The following is a 22,362-nucleotide window of genomic DNA, read 5'->3' on the forward strand; positions in this document are numbered from 1 at the left end:
ACACCGGGTGATTTCTCGGCACTTTCGGCAGTTTGCCTGACTCGGGGCGCTACGTTCACCGCATATCCCCTGCGCAGCGCAGGTCCAGCGCGCCCGGCACCCCGGGCGCCCCAGCCTGGAGTACTCATGCACCCACGCACCCGACGTCTCCCCAGAACCCTGGCCTCGGCCACCGTCCTGGCGCTCCTCGCGGTACCGGCCACGGCCGTCGCCGCCCCGGAGCCCGTCCCCACCCCCGAGGCACACCCCGGCAACGCGGCCGGGACCGGCTCCGCCGACCCGGCGGACAAGATCTCCTCGGCCGCCGCGAAGGTCTTCGACGCGCGCGGCACCACCGACTACTGGCTGCGGTTCGCCGAGGAGCCCGACCTGTCCGCGGCCGACAGCATCACCGTCTGGTCCGAGCGCGGCCGGTACGTGGTCGACACGCTCACCGAGGCGGCCGAGTCGTCCCAGGCGCGCGCGATCGCTGCGCTCGAGGAGTCGGGCACCGAGTACACGTCGTACTGGGCCACCAACGCGATCCTGGTTGAGGACGGCACGCTCGAGCAGGCGACCGAGCTCGCTGCCGACGTCCAGGTCGCCGAGGTGCTGCCGACGACGCAGCACTCCGTCGAGGAGCCCGAGAGCACGTCGGCCGTGGCCCCGTCGGCCGCCGAGACGTCGACCTACGGCATCCGGTCCATCAACGCGGACGACATGTGGGACCTCGGGTTCACCGGCGAGGGCATCGTCGTCGCCGGCCTGGACACCGGCGTGAGCCGCAGCCACCCGGCCCTGTCCGCGCAGTACCGCGGCACCGCGACGGGCAGCAACAGCTACAACTGGTTCGACGCCGCGCGCGCCGGCTCGTCCACCCCGCGCGACGACCACGGCCACGGCACCCACACCATGGGCACCATGGTCGGCACCGACAACGGATCGACGAACATCGGCGTCGCCCCGGGTGCGCAGTGGATCGCCGCCAACGGCTGCGCCGACGCCTGCCGGGACTCGTGGCTCGTGGCGTCCGGCCAGTGGCTCCTCGCGCCGACCCGCACGGACGGGACCGGGGCGGACCCGGCCCGTCGCCCGCACGTCGTCAACAACTCGTGGGGCATGTCGCGGACCGACGACCCGTTCATGGAGGACGTCATCGCCGCCTGGGAGGCGGCGGGCATCTTCAGCACGTGGTCCAACGGGAACGACGGCGAGTTCGGCTGCGAGTCGTCCGGCAGCCCGGGCGCGCGCCAGGCGTCCTACTCGGTCGGTGCCTACTCGTCGGCCGGCAGCATCGCCGCCTTCTCGTCGCGCGGGCCCGGGCAGAAGGGCGTCGTGAAGCCGGACATCTCCGCGCCGGGCGTCAACGTCCTGTCGGCCGTCCCGGGCGGTGGGTACGAGCAGTGGTCCGGCACGTCGATGGCCGCGCCGCACGTGTCGGGCGCGGTCGCGCTGCTGTGGGACGCGGTGCCGTCCCTCCTCGGTGATGTGCAGCGCACCCGCGCGATCCTCGACGGCGCGGCGCACGACGTGAACAACACGGCGTGCGGCGGCACGGCCGACGACAACAACGTGTGGGGCGAGGGCAAGCTCGACGTGCTCGCCGCGTACCAGCTCGCGCAGTCGCAGTCGTTCACCGAGACGCCTGCCCCGGCGATCTCCGGCACCGCCAAGGTGGGCACCGCGCTCACCGCCACGGTGCCGGCCTGGACCCCCGCCGCGACGTTCGCCTACCAGTGGCGCCGCGACAGCAACCCCGCCGACGGCGTGCCCGGCACCATGATCTCCGGCGCGACGGGGAGCACCTACACCCCGACCGGCCGGGACGCGGGCACCGTGCTGACCGTCACCGTGACCGGCACCGCCGACGGCTACCTGCCCGCGCCCGTGACCAGCGCGCCGACCGCCGTCGTCCAGAAGACCGCGATCAAGGCGACCAACCCGAGCATCAGCGGCACCGTGCGCGTGGGCAGCTCGCTGCGCGCGCTGTCGAACTCGTGGACCTCGGGCACCCGGTTCACCTACCAGTGGAAGGTCAACGGCGCCGCGATCTCGGGGGCCACGGCGTTCACCTTCACGCCCCGGCCGTCCGACCGCGGCAAGAAGCTCACGGTGACCGTCACCGGTACCCGCCGCGGGTACGACGGCGCGACCCGCACGAGCGCCGCCAAGACTGTCGGCTACGGCGTGTACACGCAGGGCCGGCCCCGCGTCGTCGGGTCGCCCGCGCCGGGCGCGACGGTGAAGATCGTCGCACCGCCGTCGCTGCCCTCGGCCGCGACCACTACGTACCGGTGGATGGTCGACGGCAGGGCGATCTCGGGTGCCACGAAGAGCTCCTACCGGATCCCGTCCTCGTGGAAGGGCCGGGCGATCTCGGTGTCCGTGACCCGCAAGGGCACCGGGTACACCACCAAGACGGTGGCCTCGACCGGCCGCACCATCGGCGCCCGGTTCACCTCGATCCCGAAGCCGAAGATCACCGGGATCACCCGCGTGGGCTCGACGCTGCGGGTCAACCCCGGCACGTGGCGGCCCGGCGCGTACCGCACCTACCAGTGGTACTCGAACGGGCGGCCGATCGCGGGCGCCACCGGCACCACCTACAAGATCGCGGGCGCGCACCTCGGCAAGAAGATCACCGTGGTGGTGACCGGCCGCGCCTCCGGCCGCGCGACCACCGACACCAGCAGCGACGCCGTCACCGTGTACCGGCCGTACGACACCATGCCCGCCGGCTGGTGGTACGTGGGTGCCGACAGCGTGCCCGCGGCCACGTACGTGGCGCAGGCCGGGAGCAACGACTGCATCTGGGAGCGCGTGAGCGCGGCGGAGAACGTGCTGGGCGGTGACATCGGCTCCGGTCAGCGCATCGCCACCGCGAAGTCGACCGACGACTCGTTCCGGTCGGTGGACTGCGGCACCTGGGTGCGGCACTACCCGGGCATGGTCACCCCGCGCACGACCGTGCCGGCCGACGGGGTGTACATCCTGGGCGACCAGCTCGAGCGCGGCACCTACGTGACCTCCGGTCCGGTGGCGGCGGGCGAGATGTGCTACTACGCCTTCATCAAGGAGTTCACGGGCCTGGAGAGCCGTGCCCACCTGGTGAGCCAGCGCATGGTGGACGAGCCCACCACGATCACGATGCCCTCGACCGCCAAGGGCTTCGAGACCGGCGGCTGCCGCTGGTACCGCGTCAGCTGACCCCCTGACGTGTCGGACGTACAGGTCCCCCGAGGGACCTGCACGTCCGACACGTGGTGCGGGCGGTAGCGTCAGCCGCATGACGACCGCCGACCGCATCGCCGCACTCCTCGAGAAGCACCCCGTCTGGGACGGGCACAACGACCTCCCGTGGGAGCTGCGCGAGCAGGTCGCCTACGACCTCGAGAAGCTCGACGTCGCCCAGCGGCTCACCACCACCCACACCGACCTGCCCCGCCTGCGCGACGGCGGCGTGGGCGCCCAGTTCTGGTCCGTCTACGTGCCCTCCACCCTCCAGGGCGGGGCCGCCGTCACCGCCACGCTCGAGCAGATCGACTGCGTGCACCGCCTCGTCGAGCGCTACCCGGACACGCTGCGCCTCGCCCGCACCGCCGCCGACGTCGAACAAGCCTGGAGCGAGGGACGCATCGCCTCCCTCATGGGCGCCGAGGGCGGCCACTCCATCGACGGCTCCCTCCCCGCGCTGCGCATGCTCCACGCGCTCGGCGTGCGCTACATGACGCTCACGCACAACGACAACACGCCCTGGGCCGACTCCGCCACCGACGACGAGGTGCTCGGCGGGCTCTCCCCGTTCGGCGAGGACGTCGTACGGGAGATGAACCGGATCGGCATGCTCGTCGACCTCTCGCACACCTCGCCCGGCACCATGCGGCACGCGCTGCGCGTCACCGCCGCCCCGGCGATCTTCAGCCACTCCAGCGCCCGCGCCGTCTGCGACGTGCCCCGCAACGTGCCGGACGACGTGCTGGGCACCCTCGCCACCAACGGCGGCGTCTGCATGGTCACCTTCGTGCCGCAGTTCGTCTCGCCCGCCGTCGCGGCCTGGCGCGACGCGGGCGAGGACGGGCCGCAGCCGCGCAGCACCCTCGCGGAGGTCGTCGCGCACGTCGAGCACGTCCGCGAGGTCGCCGGCGTCGACCACGTGGGCCTCGGCGGTGACTACGACGGCACGCCCACCCTGCCCGAGGGCCTCGAGGACGTGACGGGCTACCCCCGGCTGCTCGCGGCGCTCGCGGACAACGGCTGGTCCGACGCCGACCTCGGCAAGCTGACCAGCGGCAACATCCTGCGGGTGCTGCGCGACGCCGAGGCGGTGGCGGCCGCCTGAGCGCGGCCTCCCGGCTCAGCCCGGGAGCTGCACCACCTTGCGCTGGAAGCCCAGCGCGACCCGCTGCAGGGACTCCAGCGGGTCCTGGTCGTTGTGGTGGCTGATCTGCCGGAGCATCGACCCGGACGAGGCGAGCAGTGCGACGATCACGTCGCGGGCGTCCTCGCGGGTCTCGAGGGCCTCCTGCAGCAGGTCCTGCACGTGCGGTGAGCGCAGCCCGTCCTCCTCGGGATCGAGCAGAGCGGTCAGGAGCGCGATCGACAACGAGCTTCCGTGGATGCTTGCCATGGTGGTCTCCCCCCGGTCGGGGCCCGGCTCCCCGGGCTTCAGCCACCCGCGGGCAGGCCCGCGGGGTACTCCTCCGACGCCCCACCCCCGCGGCCCCGGTCGTGCACCCTTGTGTACCGCAGGTCGGGGTGTCGCGCCTGTTGGCGGGGGTGAGATTCCGCGGTGCGGAGTCCGCTCAGCCGTGCAGGATGCGCTGGAAGACGATGTGGTCCTGCCACTCGCCGGCGATCTTCAGGTAGCTCGGGGCGTAGCCGATCTTCTCGAAGCCGACCCGCCGGAGCACCGCCTGCGACGCCGCGTTGTGCGGCAGCGTCGCGGCCTGCAGGCGGTGCAGGCCGAGCTCGTCCCGGGCGTGCGCCACCAGGGCCTCCAGCGCCGCGGACATCAGGCCGCGGCCGGTGTACCGCGCGTCGATCCAGTAGCCGACGTGCCCGTTCTCGAAGGCGCCGCGCACGATGTCGGTGAGGTTGAGACGGCCCACGATCTCGCCGTCCGGCGCCTCGAGCACCGTGTGCAGCGCCGAGCCGTTCGTGTTGGCCAGCACCTGGACCCAGAGGCGGTCCTTGTGCCACTGCTCCGTCCAGAACTCGTCGGGGCGGGCCGGGTCCCACGGCGCGAGGTGCTCCCGGTTGCGGATGTAGGCGTGGGCGACCGCGACGGCGTCGTCCTTGGTCAGCTCGCGCAGCACGACGCCGCCGGCGAGGGGGGTCTCGAAGGGCATGCCGCCACGATAGTGACGGCGTCCGGCACCGGGAACTTCTCGGCCCGTCCCGGAGTTGAGTGAGATGGACTCAACTTGGCGCCCGCGAGCTTGCTTCGCGTCGGACCCCGACCTAAAGTTGAGTGCAGAAGGCTCAATCTGTCGATGGAACTGTCGAGGAAAGCAGGCAACATGGCACGCGCAGTAGGTATCGACCTCGGCACCACGAACTCCGTGGTGTCGGTGCTCGAGGGTGGCGAGCCCACCGTCATCGCCAACGCGGAGGGCTCGCGGACCACCCCGTCGGTGGTCGCGTTCTCCAAGACCGGCGAGGTCCTGGTGGGCGAGGTCGCCAAGCGTCAGGCGGTCACCAACGTGGACCGCACCATCTCGTCGGTCAAGCGCCACATGGGCACCGACTGGACCGTGGACATCGACGGCAAGGACTACACGCCGCAGGAGATCTCGGCCCGCATCCTGGGCAAGCTCAAGCGCGACGCCGAGGAGTACCTGGGCGAGCCCGTCACCGACGCCGTCATCACGGTGCCGGCGTACTTCAACGACGCCGAGCGCCAGGCCACGAAGGACGCCGGCCAGATCGCCGGCCTCAACGTGCAGCGCATCGTCAACGAGCCCACGGCCGCCGCGCTCGCGTACGGCCTGGACAAGGGCAAGGAGGACGAGCTCATCCTCGTCTTCGACCTCGGTGGCGGTACGTTCGACGTCTCCCTGCTCGAGGTGGGCAAGGACGAGGACGACTTCTCGACCATCCAGGTGCGTGCCACCTCCGGTGACAACCGCCTCGGTGGTGACGACTGGGACGCGCGGATCGTGGACCACCTGATCAAGCAGGTGAAGAACTCCGCGGGCGTGGACCTGTCGAAGGACAAGATCGCGCTGCAGCGCCTCCGTGAGGCGGCCGAGCAGGCCAAGAAGGAGCTCTCGTCCGCGACGAGCACCAACATCTCGATGCAGTACCTCTCGATGAGCGAGAACGGCCCCATCCACCTGGACGAGAAGCTCACCCGGGCCCAGTTCCAGCAGATGACGCAGGACCTCATCGACCGCACCAAGGCGCCGTTCCACGCGGTCATCCGCGACGCCGGCATCTCGGTGTCCGACATCGACCACGTCGTGCTCGTGGGTGGTTCCACCCGCATGCCGGCCGTGACCGACGTCGTCAAGGAGCTCACCGGCGGCCGCGAGCCCAACAAGGGCGTGAACCCGGACGAGGTCGTGGCCGTGGGTGCCGCGCTGCAGGCCGGCGTCATCTCCGGTGACCGCAAGGACGTCCTCCTGATCGACGTCACCCCGCTGTCCCTCGGCATCGAGACCAAGGGTGGCGTGATGACCAAGCTCATCGAGCGCAACACGGCCATCCCGACCAAGCGCAGCGAGGTCTTCTCGACGGCCGACGACAACCAGCCGTCCGTGGCGATCCAGGTGTTCCAGGGCGAGCGCGAGTTCACCCGGGACAACAAGCCGCTGGGCGTGTTCGAGCTCACCGGCATCGCGCCGGCCCCGCGCGGCGTGCCGCAGATCGAGGTCACCTTCGACATCGACGCGAACGGCATCGTGCACGTGTCCGCCAAGGACCGCGGCACGGGCATGGAGCAGTCGATGAAGATCACCGGCGGCTCGGCCCTCCCCAAGGAGGACATCGACCGCATGGTCAAGGACGCCGAGGCGCACGCCGAGGAGGACAAGAAGCGGCGCGAGGAGGCGGACACCCGCAACCAGGCCGAGGCCTTCGCGTACTCCATGGAGAAGCAGATCTCGGACAACCGCGACAAGCTCCCGGCCGAGGTCGTCACCGAGGTCGAGGCCGACATCGCCGCCGTGAAGTCCGCGCTCGAGGGCGAGGACGCCGATGCCGTGAAGACCTCCTACGAGAAGCTCGGCGCGTCCTCGCAGAAGATCGGCGAGGCGCTGTACTCGGCCGAGCAGGCCGGGGCGCAGGGCGGCCCGCAGACGGCGAACGCGCAGTCCGCGCCCGAGGAGGACGTCGTGGACGCCGAGATCGTCGACGACGAGGACGAGCGCAAGTGACCGAGGAGAACCCGCAGGGGACCCCCGAGCCCGAGGGCTCGGGGGAGCACCCCTTCCAGTTCACGGACAAGCGCAAGGTGAACAGCTCCGGGGAGCAGGCGCGGCCCACCGAGCCCGCACCGGCGAGCGAGAGCACGCCGGACGAGGGTGCGGCCGAGCAGGACGCGTCGGCCGACCCGCTGGCCGGGCTCGACTTCGAGCCCACCGGCGACGCGGCGGAGGACGCCGAGGTGCTCAAGGCCAAGGCGGAGGCCGCCCAGCACCTGGACGCCCTCCAGCGGGAGCGGGCGAGCTTCACGAACTACCGCAACCGTGCGCTGCGCGACCAGGAGGCCGCGCGGGACCGGGGCGTGCAGGACGTGCTGAGCGCGCTGCTGCCGGTGCTCGACGACATCGAGCGGGCCAAGCAGCACGGCGAGCTCGACGGTCCGATGGCCGCGATCGCGGAGAAGATCGACCAGAGCCTGCAGAAGTTCGGCGTCGAGCGGTTCGGCACGGTGGGCGAGGAGTTCGACCCCACGGTGCACGAGGCGCTCATGCACTCGACGGACGCGGACGCGACGACCGCCACGGTGAACCTCGTGGTCGAACCGGGCTACCGGATCGGCGACAAGGTGGTCCGGGCGGCGCGCGTGGGCGTCGTCGGGCCGGAGTAGTCCCCTTCTCCCGGTGGCCGGGGCCGTCCCGCGGGGCGGCCCCGGCCACCGGGAGCACAGTGCGGAAGGAGGTGCCATGACCGGTCAGGACTGGATGGAGAAGGACTTCTACGCCGTGCTGGGCGTCCCCAAGGACGCCGACGACGCGACCATCAAGAAGGCCTACCGCAAGCTCGCTCGCCAGCACCACCCCGACCAGAACCAGGGGAACGCGGCGGCCGAGTCACGGTTCAAGGAGATCGGCGAGGCCTACGCGGTCCTGTCCGACCCGGAGCAGCGCCGGCAGTACGACGCCGTGCGCGCCATGGCCGGGGGCGCGCGCTTCTCGGCGGGGCCGGGCGGTGCCGGGGCCGGCGGCTTCGAGGACATCATGGGCGCCATGTTCGGTGGCGGTGGCCGGGGCGGACCCCGGGTCCGCTACTCGCAGGGCGCTCCGGGCGGCGCGGGCTTCGAGGACATCCTCGGCTCGATGTTCGGCGGTGGCGCGGGCCGGACGGGCTACGGGCCCACCGGGTTCACGGCCCCGAGCCCGGGAGCCGACGTCACCGCGCAGGTGACGCTGCCGTTCCGAGCGGCGGTGGAGGGCACGACCGCCGACCTGGAGGTCGACGGGCGCACCATCCACGCCCGGATCCCGGCGGGCATCAACGACGGCAAGAAGATCCGTCTGCGGGGCAAGGGGCGGCCCGGCAGCGGGGGCGGTGCGGCCGGTGACCTCGTGGTCACGGTGCGCGTGGCCCCGCACCCCGTGTTCGCCCTGGACGGGCGCGACCTGCGCATGACCGTGCCGGTCACGTTCGTGGAGGCCGCGCTCGGCACGACCCTGGAGGTGCCGATCCTCGACGGGTCGACCGTGCGCCTCAAGGTGCCGTCGGGCACGCCGTCGGGCCGGGTGCTCCGGCTCAAGGGCCGTGGGGTCCAGGCCTCGGGCGGGTCCGGCGACCTGCTCGTGACCGTGCAGGTGGCCGTGCCGCAGAAGCTCAGCAAGAAGGCCAGGCAGGCCCTGGAGACCTTCGCCGCCGAGAGCGACGGCGAGGACGTGCGCGCCGGGCTGGCCCAGCGCGCGGCGGAATGACGACGGCGCGGTGGGGCGGGTGCCCTGCCGCGCCCGACTCGGTTAATCTGCCCGGACCTGCGGGAGCGCCCGCAGGTTCGGCACACGGACGGGAGGGCACGTGATCGACGACGACGCACCGGTGCTCACCGTGTCCAAGGCCGCGGAGCTCGCCGGGATGCACCCGCAGACGCTGCGCCAGTACGACCGTCTCGGCCTGGTGGTGCCCCGCCGGACCAGGGGCCGAGGTCGGCGCTACTCGCGCCGCGACGTGGCCCGGCTGCTGCAGGTGCAGCGGCTCGCGCAGGTGGAAGGAATCAACCTCGCCGGGATCAAGCGCATCCTCGACCTCGAGGCGCACGTCTCGGTCCTGGAGGAGCGGCTGAGCGACCTCATCATGCGCGTGCAGGAGGAGGGGCGCGTGTTCGCCGCGGGCCCGGACGCGGGCGACGTCGTCGTGGTGCAGCGCGGTCAGCGGGTACGCAGCGCGGCGATGCGGGTCGACCTGGAGCACCGGGCCGTGAGCGGAGGTGCCGTCGTGCTCTGGCGGCCGACGCCGCGCCGCGGAGAGTAGTGCCGCGCGCATTTCGGCGACGCAATTCTTTCCTTATTGATAAAGCGCATGCCGAAGTGTAGGTAAGGCATTCCTTGCTCTCCCGGATCTGCCATTCTGGAATACGATCGAGGTATTCCGGAGGTCAGGAACCGTCTGCGAGGAGAGAGCTCATGAGCACGCTGATGGAGATGCCCGAGGTCGCCGAGTGCTCGATCGACGGCTGCGGCTACAACCACGACCACGGCTGCCACGCGGGCGCCGTCACCATCGCCGGCCACGTGGGGGACGCGTCGTGCGCCACGTTCATCCCGCTGAGCACCAAGGGCGGCCTCGAGAAGGTCATCGCCCACGTGGGCGCCTGCCAGCGCGGCGAGTGCCTGCACAACGACAACCTGGAGTGCAACGCCCCGTCGATCCGCGTGGGTGCCGGCCCCGCCGACCCGGGCCACGCCGACTGCCTCACCTTCCAGGAGCGCTGACCGGGCCACCCGGGAGACGAGAGAGCGCCTGCTCGACGTCGAGCAGGCGCTCTGCGCGTGTCCGGACGGGCTGTCCGGGTCGCGGCGTGGTCAGGGGCGCGGCGTGGTCGCGGCGGGGTTCAGCGAGCGAGGTGGTCGAGCAGGAGCAGGGCGTCGTCGTGCGTGCCGGGCAGGCGCTCGACCCACACCCGGGTGGGCCGCCGCACCTCGGTGGTGAGGCCCAGCACCTCGGCGTTGCGCTCCACGACGCGGCGGAGCGACTGACCCAGCTCGGCGGTGGACGGGCCGCGCTCGCACAGCACCACGAAGGTGCCGTCACCGACCGCGGCCATCGGATGCCCCTCGCCGAAGACCTGGTGCAACGTCCTGCCGATGGCGGCGGAGCGCGCGAGCCGCTGCCACGTGTCCAGGCTGTCCAGGCCGACGTCGAGCACGAGCAGGCAGTGCGTGGTCCCCGCGGAGGCGCCAGACCGCTGCGCCGTGCCGTAGGTCTCGCGCAGCCGCTCGCCCAGGTACTCCCCGGTCGGCAGCCCTGTCGACGGGTCGCGCGTGGCGATCTGGTACGGCACCCGCTCGCGCTCGCCGACCCAGCCGATCGCCGCGGCGCGCAGCGCACCCACGTCCGTGGGCCGGCCGAAGGCGGCGTAGAGGCAGGCCACGTCGTCCAAGGCCTCGGTGATACCGGCGCCGACCTCGGCCCGGGCCGCACCGAGGCGTTCCGCGGGCGCGATCACGCCCCGGCCCTCGGCCAAGGCCTCTGCCAGCGCTTCGGCGGCGGGATGGTCCCAGTCGTTCGGTCTGATCCAGACCGAGGCCAGACTCGTAGCGCGCCACCGCTCACGCAGGTCTTGTACACGCACCCGCGCCTCCTGCTGTGACTCGCTCATGATGAAGGGACCCTCACGGGGATACATCATGACGCACCTTCGAGGTCGGAGTAGCACACTTCACCCGGAGGCAGTGGGCGATTTGTATTTTTCAGCCCCTGAGATTCGCCTTGTGGCTCTATAGTCATGGGCAGGACACGGCCGAGAGTCTGGGTAGACGTGAAGCAAGCGGAGAGCAGCACAGGGGAGACCCCGAGCGACGCGGAACTGATCCTGCAGGTCAGGTCGGGTAACCGCGACGCTTTCGGCGTGCTCTACGAGCGCCACGCCGCCGCCGCCCGGGCCCTCGCCCGGCAGTACGTCTCGCCCACCGACGCCGAGGACGTCGTGGCCGACGCCTTCAGCAAGCTGTTCGAGATGCTCCGCCGGGGCGCGGGACCCGACGCCGGGTTCCGTCCCTACCTCTACACCGTGGTGCGGCACCGGGCGTTCGACGTGTCACGCGGCGCGGCCCGCACCCGCCCGTCCACCGACGACGAGATCGAGTCGGTGCTCGGCCGCGTCGCCTCCGAGGAGGACCCGGCGCTCGCCGGGTTCGAGCGCAGCGTGATCTACCGGGCGTACGCCGACCTCCCCGAGCGCTGGCGCGAGGTGCTCTGGTACGTGCTGGTGGACGAGGTCAAGCCGGCGCAGGTGGCGCCGCTGCTCGGCCTCAGCCCCAACGGTGTCTCCGCCCTGCTCTACCGTGCCAAGGAGGCGCTGCGCGCGGGCTACCTGCAGCAGCACCTCACGCACGCCCCGTCCGACACCTGCCGCAGCGTGAACCCGCTGCTCGGCGGCTACGTGCGGGAGAGCCTGTCCAAGCGCGAGACCGCCAAGATCTCCGAGCACCTCACGACGTGCGGAACCTGCAGCGCGCTCGTGCTGGAGCTGCACGACGTGGCGCACGGCATGAAGACCGTCATCGCCCCGCTGGTGCTCGGCGCCGGCGGCCTGGCCCTGGTCGGCGCGGGCGCGCAGATCGGCGGGTTCGCGGTCGCGGCCAAGGCCGGTGCGGGCGCGGCGGCGGGCGGGGCCCCTGCGGCCTCGGCGGGCGTGAGCGCCGCCGGCACGTTCTCCGGCGGGGTCTCCTCCGCGGTCTCCGCGACCGCCGGCGCGGTCGCCTCCGCCGCGGCGGCCGCCACCGGCGGCAGCGTCGCGGCCGGGGCCATCGCCGTCGCGGCGGTCGGCGTGGTCGCGGCACTGCAGATCGCGGCCCCCGCCGAGGTCGGGCCCGTACCCGTGGCCGACACGGTGGTCACCACGCCGGAGAACCAGCAGGGGCCCGCGACCGAGACGGTCGACGGCGGCAGCAGCCCCGTGCTGCCCACCGACGTCGAGCCCGGCGACACGGTCACGCGCGCGTACCTGGTCGTGGGCTACACCGACGCCGCGACGCCGCTGCTGCCCCGCCAGCAGCAGGAGCTGTCGTTCACCATCGAGAACACGGGCGAGGCCGCGGCCACGGGCACGCAGCTCGAGATCACGCTGCCCCAGGGGCTCACGGTCGCGCGGCCCGACGGACCGTTCGGCACGGGCGTTGGCGCGCGCCTGGTCCAGGCCGCGCTGCAGGAGCCGGCGCAGGGTGCCTACCCCGCCGCGACGCCCACGCCGGGCGCCACCACGGCCGCCGGTTCCGGCACGGCCGCCGGTTCCGGTACTGCGGCGGGCGACTCGGCGGACGCCGAGGGCGAGACCCAGGCCATGCCCGACTCCTCGCCCTCGACGCCCGACACCATCGGCCTCGTCGACACCGACGCCCCGGCGGCGTGCCTGCCGACGGAGCTCACCGGCGTGCTGCACTGCACGCTCGGTGAGATCCCGGCCGGGCAGGAGCTGCGGGTCGTCGTGCCGGTGCGCGCCGCTGCCGGCGGCGACTACCCCGTGGGCGCCGAGGTCTGGGCCGACGGTATGGAGCCGGTCGCGGTCGACCTGCCCGGCCGCACCGTCTCGCCCTTCGGGCCGGAGCTGACCGCCTCGACCGAGAGCGTGTCGCTCGCGAGCCCGGGCACCGCCGCGTTGCCCGTCCGCCTGACCAGCACGGGCGACCGTTCGGTGGTGGGCGGCGGCTGGGCGGTCGATGTCACGCTGCCGAACGGCGTCACGCCGGCCTCCGCGCAGTCCGAGCTGACCTGTGCCGCGGGCGAGCTGCCGAACGCCTGGCGCTGCATCCCGATCGCCGGCACCCTCGCGGCGGCGGCCGACCTCTCGCCCGGCGCCGTCGCCGACGTCGCGCTGAACATCGCGACCGTGACGCCGTCGACCGCCGCCTACACGGAGCTCGGGGTCGCCAACATCCGTCCGGTGCTGAACGGCAACGCCCACTCGGCATCGGCGACGCTCGGGGCGACGTCCGCGTGGGCGGACGCCGCGAAGGGCGCCGGCCCGGTCGCCGCGACCTGTGAGGCCACGGGCGGCGCGGGCGTCGCCAAGGCGGTCGTCACCGGCAGCTACACGAACACGACCAAGCGGGCCGTGTGGGTGGCGCTGGAGGCGGCCGGCGAGAAGGCCACGCACCCGGAGGCGCTTGCCCCGGGCGCCACCGCGCGGCTCACGGTGCCCGACGGCCTGCGGGTTCCCGCCGGCCAGGCCACCTACGTGCTGTCGACCGACGTCGAGGGCAGCAGCTACAGCACCCGCGTCCCGGCGGGCGAGCACCAGCGGCAGGACTGCTACGTGCCGAAGTGGGACACGGAGACGTCGGTGCGGACCATCAACCAGGGCGGCACCGTGGCGGTGCAGGGCACGGTCACGAACCGCACCGACGAGACGATGTCCGTCGTCATGGTGGTCCCGGTCGGGGACACCATGATGGAGTCTCCGCGTCTGCCCGTGGCTGCAGGTGGCACCGTGCCGTTCACGGTGGACACCAAGCGTGACCAGCTCGCCGGGGGCAACGTGACGTTCCGGCTCTCGCGCGAGGGTCTGGACGCGGACGGCGACGCCCCGGCCGAGCGGGTCGTGCCCCGGGCCAACCCCACGGCGCCGTTCGGCGCCGCGCGGATCGCTCCGGCGGTGGTGTCCCAGACCGCGTCCACCACGGGGGTGTGCGAGTTCGACCCCGCCGAGGACCGGTCGGTGCAGATGTTCTCGGTCATCGTCAGCAACAAGGAGTCGACGCTGCCCGTGCAGTTCCACGTCGGCGACGTGTCCCGGACGGTGCAGGGCGGCGAGACGGCGAAGATCGAGTACGCCGTGGCCTGGGGCACCGGGACCGTCGACCTGAGGGCGGGCGGCACGGTGCTGGCCACCCTGCCGGTCGAGTTCGAGTCGTGCGCCGAGCTCACGTGGCCCGCGGACGACCTCGGGGTCACCGTCACCACGGAGTGCGTCGACCAGCAGGTGCGGCACACGGCCCTGGTCGAGAACCGCACCGGCCGCGGCTGGCTCGGCGTGCTGGTGCGCGAGAGCACCGGCGACGTGGGCGCCGAGGCCGAGGTGGCCGCGGGGCAGACCACCCCGCTCGTGATCGACCGTCACGTGCTGATGAGCAACGGCGGCAACGTGACCGTGCGCCTCACCCGCGAGCTCGAGGGCGACAAGCGCACCGTGGAGCGGACCTTCTGGGCCAAGGGCGCGGCCTGCCTCGGCAGCGACGGGGGCGACGTGTGCACGTCGACCCCGCCGCCGGACCAGGGCGTGACGCCCAGCGCCTCGCCGTCCCCGATGCGTTCCGGCCGCAGCTGGCCGTGGGGCGGTTACTGCGACTGACCCGCGGCGGACGCCCGTGGGCAGCCGCTCGTGAGGATCAGACGATCCCGTAGAGCCGGTCGCCGGCGTCGCCCAGGCCGGGCACGATGTAGGCCTTCTCGTTGAGGCGCTCGTCCACGGCGGCGACCACCACCGTCAGGTTGGCCCGGTCGCCCACGTGCTCCTCCAGCAGCTGGATGCCCTCCGGCGCGGCGAGCAGGCAGACGGCCGTCACCTCGCGGGCACCGCGCTCCAGCACGTAGTCGATCGCCGCCACCAGGGTGCCGCCCGTGGCCAGCATCGGGTCGATGAGGAAGACGTGACGGCCCGTCAGGTCGTCCGGCAGGCGGTTGGCGTACGTGACCGCCTTGAACGTCTCCTCGTCCCGGACCAGGCCCAGGAATCCGACCTCGGCGGTCGGCAGCAGGCGGCTCATGCCGTCGAGCATGCCCAGGCCGGCGCGCAGGATCGGCACCACCAGCGGGGGCGGCGACGCGAGCCGGGTGCCCGTCATGGTGGTGATCGGCGTCTTCACCTCGTGCGGCTCGGTGGCGATCTCGCGCGTGGCCTCGTAGGCCAGCAGCGTGACGAGCTCGTCCACGAGCAGGCGGAAGGTGGGCGAGGCCGTGGTCTCGTCCCGCAGGACGGTCAGCTTGTGGGCGACCAGGGGATGATCGACGACGTGGAGGCGCATGGGGCCAACGCTACCGGCGGCGTGCCGCCAGGACGGCCCGAAACCCCGGAACGTAGCGAGTTCCACACCCACCAACGGGTGTCAGGCGCTGAGGTCACTAGGGTGACCCGTGTGTCTGACACAGGGAGCCTGACCGTCGCCGAGCGGCGGGCGTACTGGGAGCGGTGGATGGGCGTGGCCCTCGACGAGGCCCGGCGCGCCCTCGACACCGGCGACGTGCCCGTCGGCGCCCTGGTGCTCGACGAGGCGGGGCGCACCATCGGCGTCGGGCACAACGAGCGGGAGGCGACCGGGGACCCGACCGCGCACGCCGAGGTGCTCGCGATGCGGGCGGCCGCCGCCGCGCGCGGCGAGTGGCGCCTGACCGGCTGCACCCTGGTGGTGACGCTGGAACCCTGCCCGATGTGCGCCGGGGCGCTCGTGCAGTCCCGGGTGCGCCGCCTCGTGCTCGGCGCGTGGGACCCCAAGGCGGGCGCGACGGGCTCGGTCTGGGACCTGGTGCGCGACCAGCGCGCGCTGCACGAGGTCGAGGTGCTCGGGGGCGTCCGCGAGCACGAGTGCGGGCTGCTGCTCCGCGAGTTCTTCGCGGAGCGCCGCACCTAGACCTGGGGCAGCGCGGCGTGCAGCTGGTCGAGCAGGGTGCGCAGGCGCAGGAGGTAGAGCCGTTCGTTGGCCAGGCTGGACAGGTTGGCGCCGACGTCGTCGCCGTCCTGGTACTTGATCAGCATGAGCTCGAACTCGGTGAGGTCGCGCCGCCAGTTGTACCCCTGCACCCGCTCCCGCCAGCGGTGCAGCCGCTCCACGAGCGCCCGGTCGGGTGACCGGGACAGCACGCCCGAGGCCAGCGCGGCGTCGACGGCGGACAGCGCCAGGCGGGGGCTGACCGACAGGACCTGCTCGCCGCCGGTCCGCAGCCCGGCGAGCCGGCGCTCCACGATGGCCCGGTTCTGCTGCAGCTCGAACCCGACGGACCCGACCACCTCCGAACGGCGCTCCGTCTCGGCGTTCTGCCGCTCGACGACGAGCCCGGTCACGCCTGCCAGCAGCGTCAGGGAGTTGACCCACGGCTCCCACTCCGGGCCGATGCCCAGTATCCACAGGATGCCCAGCACGAACGCGACGCCGAGCAGGGCGTAGGTGACGACGGCGACCGTGACCCGGCGTCGGCGGGCCCAGCGGCGGCTCGACCACGTGGCCGCGACCCGGCGCCGGAGCAGGCGCAGCCGCTCGCGGGTCACTTCCACACGTCGAAGGCCGGCAGCGGCGACCGCACGGTGTCGTCGTGGGCCAAGAGACGCAGCTCCAGGCCGAACGGGCTGGGCCGCTGCGTGTGCCGGAAGCGTTCCCGCTGCACGTGCGTCGTGCGCAGGCCGGCACCCGCGACGAGCCGGTCGATGCGGTCGGTCGTGTACTTGCGGGTGGTGTACAGCCTGATGGTGTCCTCCGGCAGGAGGTGGATCGGGCGGCTGCCCGGGATCTGCATCCGGAGGTCGTCGCCGCTGGCGTTCTGCCAGTAGACCTTGAGCAGGATGCTCTCGTCCTGGACCGATCCCGCGAACCGGATCTGGTCCAGGTCGATGCGCAGGTCGGTGTTGTAGCGCACGGCGCTCGCCACGAACTCCACGAACCCGCGGGTCTGCCGGTACTCGGCCTCCGCCGCGCGCACCGCGGCCGCGGACAGGTTCTCCGTGGTGGCGAACTCGACGAGCATCCGGTCCTGCGGGCGGAGCACGCGCGCGACGCCGGCGAGGAACTCCTGGTCGTCGTCGAAGTTGGCCACCGTGTTGCCGACCAGCGAGTAGAGGATCGCCTCGTCGCCCACCAGCCGGTCGAGGAACTGCTTGAGCTCCTCGAGGTTGCCGTCCAGGGACAGGTCGATCTGCAGGCCGAGCGAACGGTCCAGCGGGAAGTGCGCGTCCCGGACCGCGGTGCGGGAGCCGGTGCGCAGCATCTCGGCGCTCATGTCCACGGGCACGTAGAGCATCGTCGGGTGGGCCCTGCGCATGGTCTCCAGGAACATGCCGTCCTTGGCCCCGGTGCCCACGCCGAGGCTCACCAGGTGCACGCACTCGTCGGTGACGAGCGGGGAGAGGCTGCGCCACTGCCGGCGGAACATCTCGGTGCCCACCTTGATGACCATGTAGGTGGGGTCGTTCGACGCGTTGAACCACGCGATGGTGGGCCCGATGCCCCAGTAGGCGTAGCCCGAGGGGACCCGCTTGCCGTCGCCGGTCGTGGAGTGGCCGTCGTCGAGGTGCTGCGCGAGGGTGGCGAGCTTGTCCGACTGGTCCTCACCGACGAGGGTCACCGACCACCCGAAGTCGTCCCCGGCCAACGTGCCGTCGATCCTCGAGATCGCTGAGTCGCCCACGCCGTCCCCTCATGCCGCTGTGCACCGGTGCCCCAGGCTAGCGGCCCTCCGCCCGGTGCGAAATGGAACACACGGCGGCGCCCGCGGGCCGCGGGGGGCATACCCTCGGAGGGTGTTCCCTCGCGCTCGACCCACCACCTGGCAACCCGAGGCCGTCGAGGTGGCCCGCACCACCGTGGACGACGCCGTGGAGGTGCTGACCGGCCTCCGCGTCGCCGCGCTCACGGGCGCCGGGGTCTCGACCGACTCCGGGATCCCCGACTACCGCGGCCCCGACTCCCCGCCCCGCAACCCCATGACGTACCAGCAGTTCGTGGGCGACGAGGAGTTCCGCCGGCACTACTGGGCCCGCAACCACGTGGGCTGGACGCACGTCAACCGGTCGGTACCCAACGCCGGTCACCGCGCGCTCGTCCGGCTCGAGGAGCGCGGCGTGCTGACGGGGATCATCACGCAGAACGTCGACCTCCTGCACGAGGACGCGGGCTCGCGCAACGTCATCGACCTGCACGGACGCTACGACCGGGTGATCTGCCTGAGCTGCGGACGCGTCATCTCGCGCACCCACCTCGCCGAGCGCCTCGACGCGCTCAACCCCGGCTTCCTGGAGTCGGTGGGCGACGTCGCCGACATCGAGATCGCGCCCGACGCCGACGCCGTGATCGAGTCCACCGCGCACTTCCGGCCCGCGCCGTGCGAGTTCTGCGGCGGGGTGCTCAAGCCGGAGATCGTCTACTTCGGCGAGAACGTGCCGCGCGAGCGCGTCGACCGCGCGTACGCCATGGTCGACGACGCCGACGCGCTGCTCGTGGCCGGCTCGTCGCTGACCGTGATGAGCGGCCTCCGGTTCGTGCGCCGCGTGTCCGACGCCGGGAAGCCCGTGGTGATCGTGAACCGCGGCATCACGCGGGGCGACAGGTACGCGACGGTGAAGATCGACGCCGGCACGACCGACGTGCTGGCGGAGCTCGCCGACCGGCTGGGCTAGCGCTCGGCCAGGTCCGTCACCGCGTGGTGGCCGGTCGGCGACAGGGTGACGACGCGCTCGCCGGGGTGCAGCCGCACGTCCTCGCGGTAGAGCTCGGCGAGCTGGTCGGCGGCCTCGGAGTCACCCGCGTCGGCGGCGACGAGCAGGTAGGCCAGCTCGTCGGCGACGGCGTCGAGCTCGGCGCCCGGCACGTCGGTGCCGATCAGGCCCGCCTCCTCGATCCAGGGCCCGGGCCCGCCGGGCAGCACGTCGCGCAGGCCGGGGTTCGCCAGCCGGGCGCCCCACAGGTCCCAGAGCAGCAGCTCGTCGCGGTGCCGGTGCGCCACCTCGAGGAGCACGTAGTCGCGCACGAACTCCCGGCCGTACAGGTCCGGGTGGTCCTTGGAGACGCCGAAGGTGGCCGGGTCGGCGGCACCGGAGCGGATAGCGAGCCACGCCTCGGCGGCCGTCGGGAACGGGGAGTCCGGTCCCGTCGGCATGTCGTGCACGTCGAAGTCGAAGTCCTCCTGGTCCAGCTCGGCGTCGAAGCGCACCCAGCGGGAGCCGTCCCAGCGCTCGCCCACCACGTGGTCCGCGTGCCAGCCCTCGTCGAAGTAGGTGGCGAACCCGATGCGGGACCGTGCGGGGACGCCGTGGGAGCGCAGCACGCCCAGCGCCAACAGGGTGTGGTCGCGGCAGCAGCCGGCCACCTGCTGCGACGACGTGCGCGGTCCGTCGAGCGGGGCGCGCAGCTCGGCGGCGTCGAGGATCGAGGTCAGCCAGCGGCGGTCGGGGTCGGCCTTCTGCGCCTCGGTGAGCTCGCGGCCGCCCGCCCGGTAGTGCACGACGGTGGAGCAGACGAAGCGGTGCAGGTCGGTCGGGTCGGTGCTCAGCTCGGTGAAGAAGCCGGCGTGGTTGCCGGGGTTCGAGTACGGGCTGTGGTCCGAGTAGTCGAAGAGCGTGGGTGCGGGCATCGATGTCCTCCCTCGGCGGTGTCGGAACAGTACCTCGCCGGGACCGTGAAATGACAGCCCGTTCTCGGCCTGACGATGACCAAAATGTTGAACAATCTAGATAGTTCTGTTGGGCGTCGGTACTCTGGTTGTGCAGCGAATGCCTGCCCGCCCGCGCCGGAGGTACCGACATGGCCGAAACGACAGCGCAGCAGCCCGTGCGACGCCGGCTCTCCCTGCGCCTCGACCTCGCGGTCGGCGACGCGGACGACGCCGCGGCCGCGCTGGAGCGGGTGCTCGGCGCCCTGCGGGCCGACGACCGGGTCTACCTCGTGGACCCGGCCGCCATCGGGGAGCCCCGGCCGGACGACCGGCCGTTCACCATCTGGGCCTGACCGTGCCCGGCCTGGGCCCGCTCGTCGAGCGCCACGCGACCGCGGCACGGGCCGCCGTCGCCACGGTGACCTACGGGCTGCTGGCCGTGGCCCTCGTGCTCGGCGTGCTGTGGTTCGCGCTGCCGGGGGAGCCGCGGTGGGAACCCGCGGTCAACTCACTGACCCTGGTCGCGGGGGTGACCGGGCTCGTCGTCGAGCGGCTGAGCAGCGAGGCGGAGCGGCACGCGCAGGTGCTCGCCGCCGTCCGCCGGGAGCTGGAACGGAACCGTGCGGTGCTCGCGGACAACGAGTTCGCCCGCACCGCGCACGGCCGGCCGCGGGCCGTGTTCGCACGGCTCGCCGTGTCAGCGGTCGACGCCGCACTCGTCTCGGGCGTGCTCGACCGGCGGCGGGACACCGCGCTCGTGACCGGGCTGCACCGCTGGCGCGACACCGTCCAGGGGTTCAACCGGCGTCTCGATCTGACCGAGAACATGACCGTGCTGGAACGGCAGTCCGCGCGGGAGCGTGAGGTCTGGGACGCGGCGATGCGGCTGCGGGGCGGGTACGTGGCCACGACGCGCGAGCAGCTCGAGGACCTGCTGCGGGCGCTGCCCGTGCGGTGACCGGGCTCCTGTCCGCTGCCGGCTGCCGCTGCAGGCTCAGGTGGCCTCGGGCGCCGTCCGCCGGGAGTAGGCGGCCGCGACGGTCCGCTCCGACTGCACGAGGTAGTCGTCCAGCTCGGCGGCGGCGGCCGCGCTGTCCCCGCCGAGCGTCAGCTCCAGGATCCGCGCGTTGCGGGCCACGTACGGCGCGTGCAGGTACTCAGGGTTGGCGAGCAGCCCGAACGCGAGGCGCAGCTCGGCCGAGACCGTGGCGTAGAGGCGGTCCAGGTGCTCGCTGTCGCAGAGGGCGACGATGCCGCGGTGGAACTCCATGTTCGCCGTGCCGGCCGCGCGCCAGTCCTGCGCGTCGCGGGCCCGCTCGGCGGTGGCCACGGCGTCGCGCATGATGTCCGTCGCGGGATGCCCGGGCAGCGCGCCGCGCAGGGCCTGTCCCTCGACCATGCGGCGCACGCGGTAGATGTCAAGGATGGACGCGAGCGTCGGGACGGCGACCATGACACCCGCGTGCGGACGCCGCACCAGCAGGTTCTCGTGCGTGAGCACCCGGAACGCCTCGCGCAGCGTGTTCCGGGAGACGTCGAGGGCCTCCGCGACGGACTTCTCCGAGAGCCGCTCGCCGGGCCGGGTGGTGCCGGTGATGATCCACGAGCGGATCGTGGCGGCGGTGCGCTCGACGAGGTCGCCGGCCCTGCCTTCGGTGGCCGCGTCGCCGTCCTCGTGCCCGTCCTCCCCCGCCTGGCGGAGGGGTTCTGCGTCAGCGGTCGTCGCCATGGGCCCACTCTACGGTCGTGCTCTACGGTCCGGTGCGGTACGCGGGACATGGCCTCTCGTGTCGTGGGACGAACCCGCTCCGGAGGAGACCTGCGCCACGTCCCGGCAACCGATTCGTGGAACGGGCCTCCGACCGGGTATCCTGCTACGGCCCGCTGCTGCTGCGGTGGGCGAAGGTAGCGTGTCCGAGCGGCCTAAGGAGCACGCCTCGAAAGCGTGTGTGGGTGAAAGTCCACCGTGGGTTCAAATCCCACCGCTACCGCACCCTGAAGGCCCCCAACCGCGTCACCCTGCGGATCTGGGGGCCTTCGTCATGCCGGATACGCAGCCTCACCCTGGCCCGCAGTCGCAAGCGTCACTCCTCCGAGGTCTTCGCCTTCTCCTCGTCGACGAAGACATCGGCAAGTCCACCGACGGTCACCAGCAGCGTCACGAACAAGAGCACGAGACCGGCGATGACCCACAGCGTCCACTGGAGCCACGCCCACGGTGCGATGACGCCGAGCTGCCACACGCCCCAGGTGATGCCGCCGCCCACCGCGGAGACGAAGACCATCGCGATGAGGTTGCCGGGGTCGACCTTGCGGCGCCGTCGCGGCGCGCCGACCTCCGGGTTCGCCCGCCGGGCGACCTTCACGGCCAGGCCGTTGGCAGCCTCTTCCAGGGCCGCTCGGCCGCGTCCGTCGGGCATGGTCGAGTGAAGGTGCAGGAGGCGACGCAGCCGTCGCTCGCGGCCGGGCGTGAAGTCGAAGAAGGACCCCAGCGCTGTCTGCAGCCCGACCAGCACCGCGGGGATCGCCGCTAAGACGCCCAAACCATCCGATATCTCCACGGGGTGAAGCGTAGCGACTGCCCGGTGGAGACGTCGGAGCCGTCGAGGTCGGTTCGTTGTGGCGAGGTCGGCACAGGCCTGGACCGACCTCGCCACAACGAACCGACCTCGCGGTCTC

At 72.5% G+C, this 22,362-nt stretch carries 21 protein-coding genes and 1 tRNA gene; 13 read left to right on the top strand and 9 right to left on the bottom strand.

Annotation, left to right across the window (positions count from 1 at the left end; genetic code table 11):
• Positions 1-126 precede the first annotated feature (126 nt).
• Together APR03_RS18530 and APR03_RS18535 are read left to right on the top strand one after the other, a co-directional pair.
• Positions 127-3,186 (top strand): S8 family serine peptidase, encoded by a 3,060-nt coding sequence (locus tag APR03_RS18530; protein WP_253837985.1) that lies wholly within the window; start codon positions 127-129, stop codon positions 3,184-3,186.
• Positions 3,187-3,265: 79 nt separating this feature from the next.
• The gene (locus APR03_RS18535; RefSeq protein WP_253837986.1) at positions 3,266-4,318 is read left to right on the top strand and encodes a dipeptidase; all 1,053 of its coding nucleotides are present in this window, start codon (positions 3,266-3,268) and stop codon (positions 4,316-4,318) included.
• A gap of 15 nt (positions 4,319-4,333) precedes the next feature.
• On the opposite strand, the gene APR03_RS18540 is transcribed toward APR03_RS18535, so the two are convergent.
• On the bottom strand, positions 4,334-4,606 hold the full coding sequence (locus tag APR03_RS18540; protein ID WP_253837987.1) for a hypothetical protein: 273 nt from the start codon (positions 4,604-4,606) through the stop codon (positions 4,334-4,336).
• Positions 4,607-4,781: 175 nt separating this feature from the next.
• The gene (locus tag APR03_RS18545) at positions 4,782-5,327 is read right to left on the bottom strand and encodes a GNAT family N-acetyltransferase (protein ID WP_253837988.1); all 546 of its coding nucleotides are present in this window, start codon (positions 5,325-5,327) and stop codon (positions 4,782-4,784) included.
• A gap of 171 nt (positions 5,328-5,498) precedes the next feature.
• On the opposite strand from APR03_RS18545, the gene dnaK reads away from it, so the two are divergent.
• The 5 genes from dnaK (at position 5,499) to APR03_RS18570 (ending at position 10,100) form a co-directional block, all read left to right on the top strand.
• Positions 5,499-7,355 carry a molecular chaperone DnaK gene (gene dnaK / locus APR03_RS18550; protein WP_253837989.1) on the top strand — a complete coding sequence of 619 codons (1,857 nt, stop codon included), beginning with the start codon at positions 5,499-5,501 and terminating at the stop codon, positions 7,353-7,355.
• The gene (grpE, locus tag APR03_RS18555) at positions 7,352-8,011 is read left to right on the top strand and encodes a nucleotide exchange factor GrpE (protein ID WP_253837991.1); all 660 of its coding nucleotides are present in this window, start codon (positions 7,352-7,354) and stop codon (positions 8,009-8,011) included. Before dnaK ends, grpE begins: the two co-directional genes overlap by 4 nt.
• A gap of 76 nt (positions 8,012-8,087) precedes the next feature.
• Positions 8,088-9,086, top strand: coding sequence for a DnaJ C-terminal domain-containing protein (locus APR03_RS18560; RefSeq protein WP_253837993.1), 999 nt, complete (start codon positions 8,088-8,090; stop codon positions 9,084-9,086).
• 100 nt (positions 9,087-9,186) lie between these two features.
• Positions 9,187-9,639 carry a heat shock protein transcriptional repressor HspR gene (locus APR03_RS18565; protein WP_308216519.1) on the top strand — a complete coding sequence of 151 codons (453 nt, stop codon included), beginning with the start codon at positions 9,187-9,189 and terminating at the stop codon, positions 9,637-9,639.
• Positions 9,640-9,791: 152 nt separating this feature from the next.
• Entirely contained in the window at positions 9,792-10,100 is a 309-nt protein-coding gene (locus APR03_RS18570) for a DUF1540 domain-containing protein (protein ID WP_253837995.1), read from the top strand.
• A gap of 119 nt (positions 10,101-10,219) precedes the next feature.
• Here APR03_RS18570 and APR03_RS18575 read toward each other — a convergent pair whose 3' ends face one another.
• Positions 10,220-10,987, bottom strand: a complete 768-nt coding sequence (locus APR03_RS18575; RefSeq protein WP_253838003.1) for a nucleotidyl cyclase domain-containing protein — start codon at positions 10,985-10,987, stop codon at positions 10,220-10,222.
• 249 nt (positions 10,988-11,236) lie between these two features.
• On the opposite strand from APR03_RS18575, the gene APR03_RS18580 reads away from it, so the two are divergent.
• Positions 11,237-14,677, top strand: coding sequence for a sigma-70 family RNA polymerase sigma factor (locus tag APR03_RS18580; protein WP_253838005.1), 3,441 nt, complete (start codon positions 11,237-11,239; stop codon positions 14,675-14,677).
• Positions 14,678-14,714: 37 nt separating this feature from the next.
• Here the strand turns inward: APR03_RS18580 and upp are convergent, their stop codons facing one another.
• Entirely contained in the window at positions 14,715-15,350 is a 636-nt protein-coding gene (upp, locus tag APR03_RS18585; protein WP_253838007.1) for a uracil phosphoribosyltransferase, read from the bottom strand.
• A gap of 168 nt (positions 15,351-15,518) precedes the next feature.
• Between upp and APR03_RS18590 the strand changes: the two genes are divergently transcribed.
• A complete protein-coding gene (locus APR03_RS18590) occupies positions 15,519-15,953 on the top strand; it encodes a nucleoside deaminase (protein WP_253838379.1) in 435 nt (144 codons plus the stop codon).
• On the opposite strand, the gene APR03_RS18595 is transcribed toward APR03_RS18590, so the two are convergent.
• Together APR03_RS18595 and APR03_RS18600 are read right to left on the bottom strand one after the other, a co-directional pair.
• Positions 15,950-16,594: a hypothetical protein gene (locus tag APR03_RS18595; RefSeq protein ID WP_253838008.1), complete on the bottom strand. Its 645-nt coding sequence runs from the start codon at positions 16,592-16,594 to the stop codon at positions 15,950-15,952. The genes APR03_RS18590 and APR03_RS18595 overlap by 4 nt on opposite strands.
• Entirely contained in the window at positions 16,585-17,721 is a 1,137-nt protein-coding gene (locus APR03_RS18600) for an L-histidine N(alpha)-methyltransferase (protein WP_253838010.1), read from the bottom strand. Before APR03_RS18600 ends, APR03_RS18595 begins: the two co-directional genes overlap by 10 nt.
• A gap of 175 nt (positions 17,722-17,896) precedes the next feature.
• Here APR03_RS18600 and APR03_RS18605 point away from each other — a divergent pair, with 175 nt between their 5' ends.
• Positions 17,897-18,709: a Sir2 family NAD-dependent protein deacetylase gene (locus APR03_RS18605; protein WP_253838380.1), complete on the top strand. Its 813-nt coding sequence runs from the start codon at positions 17,897-17,899 to the stop codon at positions 18,707-18,709.
• On the opposite strand, the gene APR03_RS18610 is transcribed toward APR03_RS18605, so the two are convergent.
• On the bottom strand, positions 18,706-19,662 hold the full coding sequence (locus APR03_RS18610; protein WP_253838012.1) for a transglutaminase-like domain-containing protein: 957 nt from the start codon (positions 19,660-19,662) through the stop codon (positions 18,706-18,708). The genes APR03_RS18605 and APR03_RS18610 overlap by 4 nt on opposite strands.
• A 170-nt stretch (positions 19,663-19,832) precedes the next feature.
• On the opposite strand from APR03_RS18610, the gene APR03_RS18615 reads away from it, so the two are divergent.
• Both APR03_RS18615 and APR03_RS18620 read left to right on the top strand, forming a co-directional pair.
• Positions 19,833-20,036, top strand: a complete 204-nt coding sequence (locus APR03_RS18615; RefSeq protein ID WP_253838014.1) for a hypothetical protein — start codon at positions 19,833-19,835, stop codon at positions 20,034-20,036.
• Between the two features lie 2 nt (positions 20,037-20,038).
• Positions 20,039-20,641 carry a hypothetical protein gene (locus APR03_RS18620; protein ID WP_253838015.1) on the top strand — a complete coding sequence of 201 codons (603 nt, stop codon included), beginning with the start codon at positions 20,039-20,041 and terminating at the stop codon, positions 20,639-20,641.
• A gap of 36 nt (positions 20,642-20,677) precedes the next feature.
• Here the strand turns inward: APR03_RS18620 and APR03_RS18625 are convergent, their stop codons facing one another.
• Positions 20,678-21,412 (bottom strand): GntR family transcriptional regulator, encoded by a 735-nt coding sequence (locus tag APR03_RS18625; protein ID WP_253838017.1) that lies wholly within the window; start codon positions 21,410-21,412, stop codon positions 20,678-20,680.
• Between the two features lie 175 nt (positions 21,413-21,587).
• Here APR03_RS18625 and APR03_RS18630 point away from each other — a divergent pair.
• Positions 21,588-21,674: transfer RNA gene (locus tag APR03_RS18630), tRNA-Ser, on the top strand.
• A gap of 93 nt (positions 21,675-21,767) precedes the next feature.
• Here the strand turns inward: APR03_RS18630 and APR03_RS18635 are convergent.
• Positions 21,768-22,244, bottom strand: coding sequence for a hypothetical protein (locus tag APR03_RS18635; protein ID WP_253838019.1), 477 nt, complete (start codon positions 22,242-22,244; stop codon positions 21,768-21,770).
• Between the last annotated feature and the right edge of the window lie 118 nt (positions 22,245-22,362).

The organism is Promicromonospora thailandica (assembly GCF_024171955.1).
GTDB lineage: Bacteria > Actinomycetota > Actinomycetes > Actinomycetales > Cellulomonadaceae > Promicromonospora > Promicromonospora thailandica.